Raw genomic sequence first — 13,898 nt, forward strand, 5'->3', positions numbered from 1 at the left:
CTACATAGTTTGAACGAATTATTAATAGTTTTAGTATAAATAGAAGTGAGGAAAAATTATGAAATAAAGCAGTATGGTTTTTATAATTGTGGGTAATAAAGATTTGATCTAGATACAATTTCCATATGTAGGTTGCCATTAATTTTAAATCTATAATGAAATCGTAAGGAGTGTTGGAGATTTATGTCTCAACGTATTGTGCTAACACCAGAACAACTTGAAGAAATATCTAGGAAATTCGGACATCATCCGAATCGAATTACATGCTATATCAGTTCAGTGGCATCTGTTAAGGACTGGAATCTGAAAGTTGGCGCGAAAGCTTCACTTAACAAATATGAGGGGGGGATCGATATTCCATTACCCTTTACGGATAAAGACCTTAATGTTGGTGGGTCTGCTTCTCTCGGAGTAGTCGGTGCATCTGCTGAAGTGGGTAAAGATGGTTTGAAATTCCATGTTCATTTCGATTATTTTCTCAGTCACAGAATAGCTTATTTCTATGAGATTAGGAATCACTGTCCCTAGCACGCCAATAACTGCTATGATGATCATGATCCTTTTAAACTTACTCAATTGACCCATACCCCTCTCGATTTAACAGATGTAGATCCTCCGACTCCAAATAAGCTTACTCCTGCAGTATAATAGTTCAATTACTGATGAAGGAGCAATAACTGTGTTTCTCGTAAGTTTTGCCTCAACGAGCGCGTTGCGAAACACAACCTATAGTTAAAAATACTAAAATAATTAAGGAGTTTATCTTATGGATATACATTATGTTACAGATTTATCATCAGAAGATTGTATATATGAATTATATGAGAATCTTGATTGGAATAAGTATTTACAACTAAACAAAGATCAGTTAATCACCGCTATGAGACAAAGTTGGTGTGTTATCTATGCGTATCACGAACATCGCTTAGTGGGTACTGGGAGAATAGTGTCTGATGGGATCATGAATGCTTATTTGTGCGGATTGGGGGTTCACTCCGATTTTAGAAGTAAAGGAATAGGATCTGAAATTACCCGTTTACTAGTGGAGCTTAGCCAAAAGCGTAACTTGCATCTGCAGCTATTTTGTGAAGAAGAATTAGTGCCGTACTATGAAGGTTTGAACTTTAATGTATTTGCAGTTGGAATGAGAAGTTAACAAGATCAGTTTTTATGAATCTTATGGGTACAACAGATAAACAATAATAATAGGGCGGCAGCTCAAAATGAAGTAACCCATGACGACTGTTAAAGATGATTGTATCGTGGTAGCAAAACCTACTTCAGGGAGAATAAGTTTCACACGAAGATGGGGCAGTCGATTATGGGTCGCAGCAGACGATAACTCAGCAAGAAGCGGCTGCAGTTGGGTCGCTTCTGATTCAGTTTATGCTGAAGGGAATGTGACAACGTATATAGTGCTGTTTTAGATAGCGGCCGTGTGCGATCTTTTTTTTGTCTAGTATCACAATCTGCCTCCCGTTGCTTGTACGAGATAAGACAAGGCGACAGGGCTAGGAGTTGCTGAAAAACTTGATATGCAAAAGTCAAGATTGCCCTCGGATCAGATGGACGAATCTTTAACTACGGCCTGAAATAAAGTTCTGATTTTTGGCGCCTAGGGGGCATGACCGCCGAGCCGTACATCAGCACTTGACACTGCCTCTCGGGGCAGTGTTTTTTTATATGAATATGAGGGAGAGAGGGAGAGATACATATGAGTTTCAGTCTATTTGAAGCGAGCAATGAAGAAAATCAAGCAGAATGGTTCGGTCTCAATGTACGTGAAGATCAACAAAAGTTCGTAACACCTATTGTATTGGATTTGAATTAAGATTTCTTCTGAAGAAGGGTAACTAAACGTAAAAAAAAGAATGGATGGAGAATCAGATAATATCTGACATCTCTATCCATTCTTTTTAGGCAGTTTATCTCACGGTCGCGGCTTTCATGCGAGGTTCTTTGGCTACTTCTGCTGCAAAATAATTTTGTAATTCTGCTAGTTTTCGAGGATCTGTAAAAGATATTTTGTCTGTAAGATAGTGCTCAAGAAGAAACTCCCAATTAGGCGTTATTTTTTGAGCTATCATGTTTCGGATTGCATTCTTCACCATTCGCCGTTCCTTGGCATTGGAGTACACATCTATATATTGTTGAATACGTTCGAAATCTAACGCCTCGAAGATCGTTCTAAATACTTCTGAGGTCATCTGAGCGTCATCTAATGCTCTATGTGCTGTCCCTGTCGCCGTTATATTGAGATCTATTAAGGCAGCTTCCACACTTACATCATTGGTTACATTTTTATAGCGTACAAAGCCCTTTAATAAATCAAAATAGTTCGCTGCCATCCACAATGAATCATCAAGCTTGTGCATCCGGGTATCGTACACGATACGTTTTAAATCTTCTCCGCCCCAAGTAACAAGTAGGAATTCTTCACTTTGATTGAGCCAACTTTGGAAATCTGTAATGACTTTGCGAAAACCTTCGGCTTGATCAATCCCTTCTTGAGGGATTCCAGTTTTTTTCTTAATAAAGCTATTTAGCTTAGAGAAATATACAGGTTTAATCAGGGATGAGAAGCTATCAATTTGACGCAAAGAAGAATCTAACTTCACAGCTCCGATCTCGATAACTTCCATAGGTAAATCACTGGCAAATTTGCGGCCGTTGAATTCAATATCTAGAATAATATAGTCCATAGTCATGGCCCTCCGTTCTGTAACATGTTCTATTCTAACAGAAAAAGCAAGTTTAGTAGAGTTTTACACTTCGTTAATAATAGCTACATTACTTATACGATGTTGATTTTATGAAGAATAAAAAGATAACTGCTGGGAATATCCTTTGGTTGAATCCTAGAATCTAAATTTTGTGAATGATTTTTACAATTAAGGTCATAATAAACATTGAAGTATATAAACAAAGGAGAGATATTAGTGGGAATATTAGATGGTAATCCAAAAGATGAACCTTTACATTATGGGGAGATCTATGAAGTTTGGTTATTTTCAATGAAAGCAAAAGGCTGCATCTCAGCATACCGGGCTTATCAGTATCATGCTGGAGATAAGGATCTTAGAAAATTATTAGGTGACGTAATTGATCAAGCTGAGCTGGAAGTCAGTGAATGTGATAAAGTTCTTACTCATAATGGAATCGTAACGTCACCTAAACTCCCTGAAAGACCAGAAGTTAAATTAGAGGATATTCCTGTAGGTGTAAGATTTACTGATCAAGAAATTGCTGCAATGGTTGCTGCAGATACCTCATTAGGATTAGTCTCATGTAGTGCGATTATGGGTAATTCAATAAGAGAAGATCTGGGTGCTTTGTTTGCGAAATATCATGTTACAAAAGCTGCTCTAGGGTTAAAGGTTCTTAAAATGACCAAGGAAAAAGGGTGGCTTATACCTCCTCCACTTCAAGTAAAGCGTGCTGATAAAGAAGTATAAAAAGTATATTTATTGATTTAAATAAAAAGCAGAAACTTCGATTTATGGAGATTCTGCTTTTTATTATTTCTTGTTTATTAAATAACCGAACTGCTACTGTTTTTATGAGTTGGTTCTAGGGTACGGCTTTGATTGAATAGAATGATACGAGCGTCCGTATTATTATTTAATTTAGAAAGATGGTGCTAGAACTTGGGCATACTATTCGGTTATATATTTTTGGGAATATCTTTATCAGCACCCATCGGGCCCATTAATGCGGCACAATTAGATGCAGGTATTAAAAAGGGATTCGGACATGCATGGTTAGTGGGATTAGGGGCAATGGTTGCCGATATCCTCTATATGATAATGGTGTATATGGGGCTTGTTCATTTCATATCCGTACCGTTCATACAAACTTTTCTGTGGCTTTTCGGCAGTTTTGTACTTATTTATACCGGGATTGAAAGTTTGATGGGAATTGGACAAGTTGTGGACAATAGGCAAAACAATAGGGACACCCGCTTTAAATCATTTTCCTATGGTTTCTTGATGTCATTAACTAATCCGTTAACTATCCTATTCTGGCTTGGAATTTATGGATCGGTACTAGTAGAGACAGCATCAAAATATGATGCTAAACATTTATTATTATATAGTTTTGCCATTATTTTTGGTATTTTTATTTGGGATCTTATCATGGCGAGCGTGGCCAGTTCTGCTCGAAAGTGGTTTACAGAAAATACCCTTAAAGTTATTTCAGCCATATCAGGTTTGTCATTACTCGGTTTTGGGGTTTATTTTGGATATAAAGCCGTTAAAATTCTATTTTTCCATTGAAGGTTATTCCTTTATGTTTTTCTTCCATTTTCTCCTTATTAGTAGCGTAACAATCGTAATTAGGAGAAGAAAGCCGAGACTTACAAAGAAACCAGGACGACTAGTATGGTGAAACAATGAACCACTAATAGCGGTAAGGAGTATGAGCATACCGAGAAACCGTTTCATTTTGCCCCACTTCGTCAATTGTAATATGCTACCTGATGTGATGAGAATGAAAAACCAGTTGTAAAGCAACATTAAACCAGCAGCAGTCGTGATATACACATACACTTTTCCAGGCAACAGCATAGCACATACAATCGATAGGATTAGCGCAGCGGTTGTTAATCCAATAGCAAAGAGAGGACGATTCTTCGTTTTCTTAGCAAAGAGTGAGGGAGCGTCATCATCTTCCGCTAATGTAACGAGCATGCTGGTTACGGCAAATAGAGAAGCGACCATGGTAGAGAACCCAGCAATGATCAGAATTCCAATAAAAAGATGTGGCACAAAAGGTAGTTCATATTGATGGAGAGCTTGCAGAAATGGGCTTTCTTTCGTGTTTAGGGTTTTCCATGAAATCATAATAATCGTGAGTGTAAGTGAAACTACATAAATAATGGCGATTAAACTTAACATAACTCTTCCTGATTTTGGAGCGTCTTTGGGCTCTTGAAGGCGGATAGCCATGATACCCATAATCTCAATTCCTCCAAAAGCATAAAAAGCAAAGAGCAGGGATGACCATAATCCGATGAACCCTTTTTCAAAAAATGTGTCGAACGGAAATGAAGGGTTAGACTTACCTTGTCCCAGAACACCACATAAAGCGAGCACGCCGAGCACGATAAACATGATGATAGCGGACACTTTGATGATGGCAAATACATTCTCCATACGTTCGAAACCTTTCGTACCTGCGAATATGATCGCTAACCCTAAAATGGCAAATACAGAGGCCAAAACCCACATCGGAATGTTTGGGAACCAAAAGCGAGAAAACAAGGATAAGGCAGTTAATTGACTGCCCGTTATCAATAATTCGGAGGACCAATAAACCCATCCGCTACTAAAGCCAGCCCAACGGCCATAAGCTTGTTTAGCATATGAACGAAAAGATCCCTTAACTGGATGTTCAGCAGTCATTTGTGCAAGAACGTCGAAGACGAGATAAGTGCCAATTGCAGCTATAACGAAAGAAATCAATACGGAAGGCCCACCAATTGTGATTGCTAACCCTGCCCCTAAGAAATAACCTGTTCCAATGGTACAAGCAACACCGAGAAGAGATAATTGCCACCAACGAAGTTTGTTTTCATGATCACTAGATGTTTGATTGTTATGTGGATTGTTATTCCTGGGCATTTACATAGTTCTCCTTTAGGTTAGAAAAACACACCTTCCATCATGCAAGTTACAGCTTATTTTAATTTGCTCTTAATGGTGAGAAATATACAGGATCAACAAAATGACGGTGCTCGGGGATTGGAACCAGAGTATATTCATTCATGATAAGGCAAGCGCTAGCATAGGCACATTGAATTCGTTATATGGGGATAAGGTCACTGAGACTTTCATATTAACGCGAAGCTATCGCTCGGCACGGCAAATAGTCGAGTTTACGCATGCATTAATCGAAGGAGGGGAGACGATTGAACCGTTCAACCGAGAAGGCAAAAAAGCAACCTTAAAGCAATTAGCCGATACAACGGAACTTGTATGCAAAGTTGCAGAAAGCGTTCAAGACTTTCAGGTGGAAGGGTATAGGACGATTGCGGTTATATGCAAAACAGCGAATGAGAGCAAAGAAGCTTACGAAGCATTGAAGGACATGATTAAGGTGAGGCTGATTGGGAAAGAAACGGATTCCTTTCAGGCAGGTATACTGCTATCTAGCCAAAGGAATAGAATTTGATGCTGTTGTTATTTTTAACGCTTCTCAAACGCATCTAATGAATGTTAATTGTAATTTAGTTTACATAAAAATAATTATGTAAACTCATGTTCGCTAGAATCTTTTTTTGAGATAACTCAGAGCAACGTCTAACACTAAAGGGTATCCTCCATTAATGGAAGATACCCTTTAGTGTTGTTATCAAAATTATCCACTTACCTCTTTATCTTTAGGTAGAAATATCGCTAAAATACCGAGTAACGGTAGGTAGGCTGAGAGATTCATAATAAAATCGATACTTGTCTGATCTGCTACCTTACCCATGACGGCGGAACCTAGTCCACCAAGACCGAAGGCTAATCCGAAAAATAGTCCCGAAATTAAACCGATTTTATTAGGTAATAGTTCCTGAGCATAGACTACAATAATCGAAAAAGCTGACGATAATACAAAGCCTGCACAAATACTAAGCAAGGTAACGTAGACTAAGGAAACATGTGGCAGTAAAAGAGAGAAGGGGGCAGTTCCTAAGATAGACAACCAAATAATATTACGTCGCCCGAATCGATCAGATAATGGGCCTCCTATAAAGGTACCTGCTGCTGATGCTGCTAGAAAGGCGAATAAAAACCACTGTGCGTGCTGTACCGTCATCCCGAATTTATCAATTAAGAAGAATGTGTAATAGGAAGAAATACTCGATATGTACACATGCTTGGAGAAAACAAGAAATACAAGGATGACGATAGCCCATATGACTTGTGAGCGACTTAATCCCGTCTTAGAGGTTTCTGTCGTTTTAGTCTTTTTGATGGAGCGTGTGATCACAGGTTGAATACTATACCATTTCGCAACGTAATATTGGATCGCAATGGCAGCAACGGCAGCTATCGTAAACCAAATCACGCCGAACTGTCCTAAATGGACAAAAATGAGTGCCGTCATGATGGGGCCTAACGAAGATCCAATATTTCCCCCAACTTGGAAAATCGACTGTGATAGACCTCTTCTGCCTCCACTAGCTAAATAGGCAACACGAGATGATTCTGGGTGAAAAATAGCTGAGCCAATACCCATCGCAATGACTGCAAGCACAACAATGAGGAAATTAGGAGCTACGGATAAAGCTATGATTCCGAGTAAGGTAAAGCATACGCCAAAAGGTAATATGTAAGGTCGCGGTCGAATGTCTGAATATATCCCTACAACAGGTTGCAACATAGACGCTGTAATATTCATAGCGAATGCAATTAAACCGATTTGACTGAACGTTAAGTTCATGGAATCTTTAATGATGGGAAATAGGGCAGAGACGGTTGATTGCATAGAGTCATTCAATAAATGAACAATACTGATAGCAAACAGAATCGGATATACGGTTGTTGAAGGTGAAGCAATAGGTGCTGTCTGTGTGTCTGATCTGGCCAAAACGAATACCTCCTGAATGATGTTACATTTACCTATTATCCTTAAAATCGTTGTTTTTGTCACTCATTATATTTAGTGATATACGAATTTCATAAGTTAAAAAACAGCGTATAACATAAATTATACGCTGTTTCGATTGTGAGCAATCAGAATGCTCATCGTCGGACAAGAGATAAGCTTATTCGGTGCAAAAATAAGTATATAAATACAAATACTAGATGTATAAATTGATGGCTATTTTCTTTGATTAAAATTGGAGATAAGAAAGTGGGTTAGAGATTCAAAATATCGAAAAGACTTAATAGAGAATTTCAGATTAGGGGGAACGAGAAGAAGGGGTAGCGAAGATGAGAAGTTCTGAATTTTAGGAATAAAAGGAAGTCGTATATTCTCATAAGTCATTCGTAATAATTTTGAGCATATAAGTAAAACGAACAACATAAAGTTTACATAATATATATTATGTAAACTTTATGTTGTTCCGATCTCAATTTATAGGGATGATCAAAGAAATTCGGGAAAAGTCCGCTGTTGTTTTGCTTGTTCCAGATCATGTCCAAAGAAAATAAGTGAAGGTCGTATCTCTTGTGCTTTTTGTTTCATATTACGGATCGACTGTATTGCCAATTCAAAATCAGACGAAGCGAAGGGGACTAGATGTTCATAATTTTCTTGGGTATAGGCGAGATCAATCGTAAGTAATACCGGACCGGACTTCTCTGTAGTGACAAGTACAGACTGGTGTCCTGGCGAATGGCCTGGAGTAAATAATAACTGGATACCTGGCGCAACTTCATAATCTCCTTCAATTGGATGATATTGCAAATCCGGTTGAATACACTCAGGTGGAGCATAGTTTGGATTATTAATAGCTGCTTCCAGCTCTGCTTTTTGCACATAAATAGGTGTATTCGGAAAATAAGGGTTGCCTCCTGCGTGATCCATATGTAGATGAGAATTAATCACGGCTTGAATATCACTAATCTCGTAACCGGCCTTTTTGATGAGGTTTCTTATATGATCTTTTTGCTCCATTTCGGGAAGGAATTGGCCTTCTAAGGGAGTTCCATTAAAATAATCCGGATTCCCAATAAACGAATCTGGCATTCCAGTATCGACTATAATGGGTCCATCCTTAGTCTCAAGCAGAAAGGACCAGATCGGGAGTTTGACCATCCTACCGGGTGAAAGATTCACATTTAGCGCAGAGTGATCTAAAAATAGATATCCTGACGGTAACCAGTGCAATTTTTTTATCATTGGATATTCACTGCCTTTCTTGGAATGATGATTAGGGTACTTCATTTACCTATATTTAGTATGTTAATTAATTACATAATAACATACTTTTATTGTAAATGATCGTTTATTGGATGTCATTGGCTGGAATCAATTTTCTGCATATTACATCGGTTAATTCTAAAATTTGTCACATTATAAAACCGCTGAATTCTCTTGAATGAGTGTAGAAAATCTAACAGTTGCATATGTGAATTAAGAAGTAAGCAAACAACCACAATAGACCTTGTCTTTCAAGGAACTTCGTGCGGTTGGTTGGCGTTTATCTACTTTCCTTGTCATTTGTTCTAGAGTATCAGATAATAGATTCATTGAAAAAATAGAATGATCGGAATCATATCCATACGATAAACCGATGATCTTTCCTAATTAGGAGGTCCATACTCGGTACATAGGTTGTCATAAACTAGGGGAGGGGCGATGGCGTGAACGATCTGAATGAAGACTACGACGAAGAACTGGATGCTTTTCTGATCTGGATGAAGGATGCCGGCTACACCTCCTATACGCAGAAGTCCTATCTGGCTGACGTGAGGCAGTTTCTGGAAAGCCTGAATGGCAAGAAGCTGGAAGCTGTTAAAAAGCTGCATGTGGTATCTTTTCTTTCCTCTGTACGTGAGCGTGGGGTAAGCGACACTACACGTAACCGTAAACATGCTTCAGTTAGCTGTTTCTTCAAAGCGCTGATTGAACTAGAGCTCCATACAGGGAATCCTGCGGAAGGAATTAAGAAGTCGAAGACTGATAAGAACCGTGCCCCTGTGTTTCTCGATGAAAGTGACTTAGCTAACTTTATACATTCTATTGAAGGAAAGTACAAGCTGAGGAATACAGCTATTTTTCTCCTTATGGGTTATATGGGGCTTCGTGTAGGTGAAGTGAATGCCTTGAATGTCAATGATTTCAATCCAGAGAGAAGCACGCTTGCCGTATTTGGTAAAGGGCGTAAGTGGCGAACACTTCCAGTTCCTGAATTTGTGAACAATATATTGCAACAAGCTTTAGCGGAGAGGTTAGAACCATGGCGAGCGAAGGAAGATGGAATGTTCGTATCCCAAAAAGGGCGGAGACTTTCCATACGTAATATTCAGCAGATTGCTGCTGACTCTTTTGACCATTTTCAAAGTGGAACGCCTCAATTTCAAAGAATCCCTTATTCGAGCCATAAGCTACGACATTCTTTTGCCACTATGTTACTACGTAAAGGTGCTGACCTGCGCACGGTGCAGGAGTTACTTGGGCATTCCTCAATTCAAACAACGACTGTGTATACACATATTACGAGTCGTGAGAAGGAAGAGGCCATGGCTAGATTGAGCGTAGAGCTTCCTATATTACAGTCTAATCATTCTAATAAATAGTTTGGTTAGAGTCATGGTTAACATAACTAATATTATGTAATCTTAAAATCGTGCGCTAATTCTTTTCGCTCAATAGAAAGGCGGAATTCCGTGCTAAGGGATTTCTGTGAAATACGGTTTTTCAACGTCGAATTATTCAGAAAAGGGAGGCGTTCATAGTTATGAAGGACACGGATAAAATTTACAATACCGCCGTTGAGGTGACACTAGAGGTCATCGGTGGGAAATGGAAGCGTAGATTGCAATAACCATGGCAAGATTCATTGGATTACCAAGAGAGAAGCCGCATACGACAGAGGGACGGAGCGCAGACCACGTCCAGGTTTTTCCTTTTTGCCGTTTTTCTAGAAAATTTTGCTGATCGACATTAAATTCGGGTGGCATATGGTGAGCATCTGTCTCACGGGCCGGAGTCTTGAATGGACCTAGATGTGCGCCGTACACCTTGTAACCTTGCATCAGACTGATATGTTTCAGACCAGGTGGATCGCTTCGACTACGTTCACTAGCATGGCTAGATTGGGTGGAACAAGTTCTGCCCAAGTGGGTCGGTCCTGGTAGGCGGCATAGAAGATATGTGTAACTTCAGTTAGATTACTTAATTTTTTGATACTATCTTCTTTATCGAGTAGATCGACCACGACATATCGGATACGGTCTTTGGACTCTCCGCTACGACGCGATATGCCGATTACGTCCCAAATCGTTAAGAGTTGCAAGGTGTTCGATGAGGTTGCGACCAATAACGCCATTGGCGCCAACGACCAATGCAACTTTCCTAGTTGCTGTGTTGTCATTATTCATAGTGCTTCAACTCCTTATGTGAGTAGTTGGGAAGTAAGCACTTTGAAGTACTATAGGCACCTTTAGGTAATCCAACACAGTTTAATGAAACATACTATCTACTATATTAATCATTGGAATCGTGGCAAACATATTGTAAAAAAAGTTTGCGGTTTATCAGTGGATGAAATATGCTGTAATACTAAAGTATGATCGAACGCGAGTAAAAGGAGTTTTTGGGATGAAATTTGATGTGCAATATTTATCTTTTTTTGTAATAAAGGTAGAAAGTAAGGAAGGGCAGACTGATAAATCTTATAAGCATTATCAGACCATGGATGGATATGAATATCTAGACAGCGATATTAAGAAGTTTTTGGATGGTGAGTTTACTAGGATTAGTAAGCGTAAGGTAGAGAAGAACCCGAATACGGAACAATCTCCTACCAAAATTGGCCGTTTCATCGTTGAACCTGGTCATGAACTCACCAGTAATCCGAACTTTAATATGTTGGTTCGTCTGCGCACAGTAGATGACAAAGATGATTACAAGAATGCCTGTGATGATCTAGTGAGAATTTATTTGGATACCAGCTCCGTACGAGGTGGCGCTTTAATTATCGTTCAAGCGGCGCTGACAACTCATCCGGAAGATCCTTTTATTTTCGTACTAAAATGTGATTTCGAGAATAAAATCGCTAGGATATCTGAGAAAAATCTAGTTAGAGAAATTGAGATGGCTATTAGTGCACGTAATATGAAATCTATTCAATATCCATATATGCCTGAAGAAGGATTGTTTGAGGAATGGGAATTGAAGATCCATCAGTCATCTCATGCTAGATACTTTGAAGAATTTTTGAAATTTATCACCTACGAGCAATCCATTCCTGAAATTGTGAATGAGCATGTGATGGAATTTGTACAGACGTATGTAGAGAACAAATGGCCTGATGCTAGTCATGAAGAGCGCCATCAAGAAGAGCGAGAGCTAGAACTGTGGGCAGCAAGTGACAAACGGACGTTGCAGGAAAAATGGGAGCCAGATCAAGTCGTAGAGGCTGCTAGCCGAATTGTTGACATTAAACCCGAAATTGAAATCAAATTTAAGCTGGGAGATACTTATATCAAAGGATTTCTAGCGGATTATGGCAATAAAATTCATCTCACGAAATTACGTGATGGGTATGCGGTTGTGATTGAAGGCGATGCCTTCACCTTCGATAAAAGCTATTCACCTGTAGAATTACTTCAACCTGAGAGCTTCCGGTCAGTAGCTGAAAGATTGCTTCAATCTCAGAATGAAGAATTACATGAAGAAGATGATCAATAGACTCAAATGGTATTCTGTAACCAAGGAATAATAATTTAATATCAGCTCATTAATACCTCTTATTTGCTCTGTTTAAGAGGTATTTGGTGATAGCATTGAACAATGACTTTGTTTTGTTATTATTTCAATGTATAATCAACTATATGTAATTATTTATATCATCATTATTAAAAGGAGAAGATGTAGTAGTGGATAGTGACAGGACAGGCTTAGGTACAGGAATGAGTTTATTTTTAATCGCTATTTTGATAGCTTTAACAGCTTTTTTCGTAGCGGTAGAATTTGCAATGGTGAGGCTTCGTTCTAGCCGAGTAGATCAGATGATCAGTGAAGGTCGGAAGAACTCGCTTGCAGTGAAGAAGGTTATAACCAATCTTGATGGTTACTTATCCGCATGTCAGCTTGGGATAACGATAACTTCGCTAGGATTAGGGTGGCTTGGGGAGCCAACGGTAGAACATATTCTCCATCCGTTATTTGTGAAAATGCAAATATCAGAATCTATCAATAGTTTTCTTTCATTCATCATTGCATTTGTAGCTATTACTTACTTACATGTTGTAGTAGGTGAATTGGCACCTAAAACAGTAGCTATTCGTAAAACAGAGGCCATTGCGCTCATGACTGCGCACCCGATTATATGGTTTGACAAGGTAATGAGACCTTTTATATGGACACTTAATGGTTCAGCAAATCAGTTAGTTAAGTTATTCGGTATCAAACCTGCCTCAGAACATGAAGAGGCTCATACGGAAGAAGAAATTCACTTTATCATAAATGAGAGTTATGAAAGTGGCAAAATCAACAAAAATGAATATGGTTATGTAAACCGCATTTTTGCTTTTGATAATTTGCTGGCCAAGGATATCCTTGTCCCTCGTACTGATATGGTGTGCCTATACAGTGATAAATCGCAGCAAGAGAACATGGAGATTATAAAGACAGAACAATATACAAGATTCCCTATTGCGCTTGAAGACAAAGATAACATTATAGGGACAATTAATACGAAGCAATTCTTTTTAGCTTATAATGATAATCCAGATGTAGAAGTTGAATCTTTGATTCAACCTGTGATGTCAGTACCTGAGACGACACCGGTTGATGCTTTATTGAAGAAGATGCAGAAGGAAAGTACACATATAGCAATTCTAGTAGATGAATATGGGGGTACCTCGGGTATGGTGACCATCGAAGATATCTTGGAGCAGATTGTGGGCGAGATCCGAGATGAATTCGATAGTGACGAGGAACAAGAAATTGTTCGTATCGCAAGTAACCATATTGTTGCTGATGGCAAAGCATCATTGATGCATATCAACAATATGCTTCCCTTTGATTTCGAGACAGAGGAATGGGATTCAATCGGTGGTTGGTTATATGGCCATCATTCCGAATTAGAGCAAGGTGAACAATGGCAATACGATAATATAACTTTTACTCTTCTTGAGAAAGATAAGAATCGGTATTGTAAAGTTGAAATCATTGTTAATTAAGTGAAAAGTTAATAGCCTTAAAAAACAAAAACAGTCGAGATTCGA

Annotated in this window: 12 protein-coding genes and 1 pseudogene; 8 read left to right on the forward strand and 5 right to left on the reverse strand. The window is 38.7% G+C overall.

What is annotated here, in order from left to right; translation table 11 throughout:
• The first annotated feature begins 183 nt into the window (after positions 1–183).
• Complete coding sequence (locus tag UB51_RS28785; RefSeq protein ID WP_052675801.1) at positions 184–528, forward strand: hypothetical protein; 345 nt, start codon at positions 184–186, stop codon at positions 526–528.
• A 238-nt stretch (positions 529–766) separates the two neighbouring features.
• Positions 767–1,156 (forward strand): GNAT family N-acetyltransferase, encoded by a 390-nt coding sequence (locus UB51_RS07705; RefSeq protein ID WP_044876811.1) that lies wholly within the window; start codon positions 767–769, stop codon positions 1,154–1,156.
• Positions 1,157–1,925: 769 nt separating this feature from the next.
• Here the strand turns inward: UB51_RS07705 and UB51_RS07710 are convergent.
• Complete coding sequence (locus UB51_RS07710; protein WP_044876812.1) at positions 1,926–2,702, reverse strand: 3'-5' exonuclease; 777 nt, start codon at positions 2,700–2,702, stop codon at positions 1,926–1,928.
• 237 nt (positions 2,703–2,939) lie between these two features.
• On the opposite strand from UB51_RS07710, the gene UB51_RS07715 reads away from it, so the two are divergent.
• Together UB51_RS07715 and UB51_RS07720 are read left to right on the forward strand one after the other, a co-directional pair.
• The gene (locus tag UB51_RS07715) at positions 2,940–3,455 is read left to right on the forward strand and encodes a DUF3231 family protein (protein ID WP_044876813.1); all 516 of its coding nucleotides are present in this window, start codon (positions 2,940–2,942) and stop codon (positions 3,453–3,455) included.
• Between the two features lie 192 nt (positions 3,456–3,647).
• Positions 3,648–4,277, forward strand: coding sequence for a LysE family transporter (locus tag UB51_RS07720; RefSeq protein WP_044876814.1), 630 nt, complete (start codon positions 3,648–3,650; stop codon positions 4,275–4,277).
• A gap of 3 nt (positions 4,278–4,280) precedes the next feature.
• On the opposite strand, the gene UB51_RS07725 is transcribed toward UB51_RS07720, so the two are convergent.
• A complete protein-coding gene (locus UB51_RS07725; RefSeq protein ID WP_044876815.1) occupies positions 4,281–5,624 on the reverse strand; it encodes an amino acid permease in 1,344 nt (447 codons plus the stop codon).
• Between the two features lie 103 nt (positions 5,625–5,727).
• Here UB51_RS07725 and UB51_RS07730 point away from each other — a divergent pair, with 103 nt between their 5' ends.
• Positions 5,728–6,174 (forward strand): hypothetical protein, encoded by a 447-nt coding sequence (locus UB51_RS07730; RefSeq protein WP_044876816.1) that lies wholly within the window; start codon positions 5,728–5,730, stop codon positions 6,172–6,174.
• 186 nt (positions 6,175–6,360) lie between these two features.
• Here the strand turns inward: UB51_RS07730 and UB51_RS07735 are convergent, their stop codons facing one another.
• Positions 6,361–7,581 (reverse strand): MFS transporter, encoded by a 1,221-nt coding sequence (locus UB51_RS07735; protein ID WP_044876817.1) that lies wholly within the window; start codon positions 7,579–7,581, stop codon positions 6,361–6,363.
• 504 nt (positions 7,582–8,085) lie between these two features.
• Complete coding sequence (gene aiiA / locus UB51_RS07740; protein WP_044876818.1) at positions 8,086–8,841, reverse strand: quorum-quenching N-acyl homoserine lactonase AiiA; 756 nt, start codon at positions 8,839–8,841, stop codon at positions 8,086–8,088.
• Positions 8,842–9,305: 464 nt separating this feature from the next.
• Here aiiA and UB51_RS07745 point away from each other — a divergent pair, with 464 nt between their 5' ends.
• On the forward strand, positions 9,306–10,241 hold the full coding sequence (locus UB51_RS07745; protein WP_044876819.1) for a tyrosine-type recombinase/integrase: 936 nt from the start codon (positions 9,306–9,308) through the stop codon (positions 10,239–10,241).
• A gap of 222 nt (positions 10,242–10,463) precedes the next feature.
• On the opposite strand, the pseudogene UB51_RS29400 reads toward UB51_RS07745, so the two are convergent.
• Positions 10,464–11,045: pseudogene (locus tag UB51_RS29400) on the reverse strand (NAD-dependent epimerase/dehydratase family protein); the annotation flags it as partial.
• Positions 11,046–11,265: 220 nt separating this feature from the next.
• Between UB51_RS29400 and UB51_RS07755 the strand changes: the two are divergent.
• Together UB51_RS07755 and UB51_RS07760 are read left to right on the forward strand one after the other, a co-directional pair.
• A complete protein-coding gene (locus UB51_RS07755; RefSeq protein ID WP_044876820.1) occupies positions 11,266–12,357 on the forward strand; it encodes a DUF3900 domain-containing protein in 1,092 nt (363 codons plus the stop codon).
• A gap of 188 nt (positions 12,358–12,545) precedes the next feature.
• A complete protein-coding gene (locus tag UB51_RS07760; protein WP_044876821.1) occupies positions 12,546–13,853 on the forward strand; it encodes a hemolysin family protein in 1,308 nt (435 codons plus the stop codon).
• The last annotated feature ends 45 nt before the right edge of the window (positions 13,854–13,898 follow it).

Origin of the sequence: Paenibacillus sp. IHBB 10380, assembly GCF_000949425.1 — a bacterium.
Lineage (GTDB): Bacteria > Bacillota > Bacilli > Paenibacillales > Paenibacillaceae > Paenibacillus_AQ.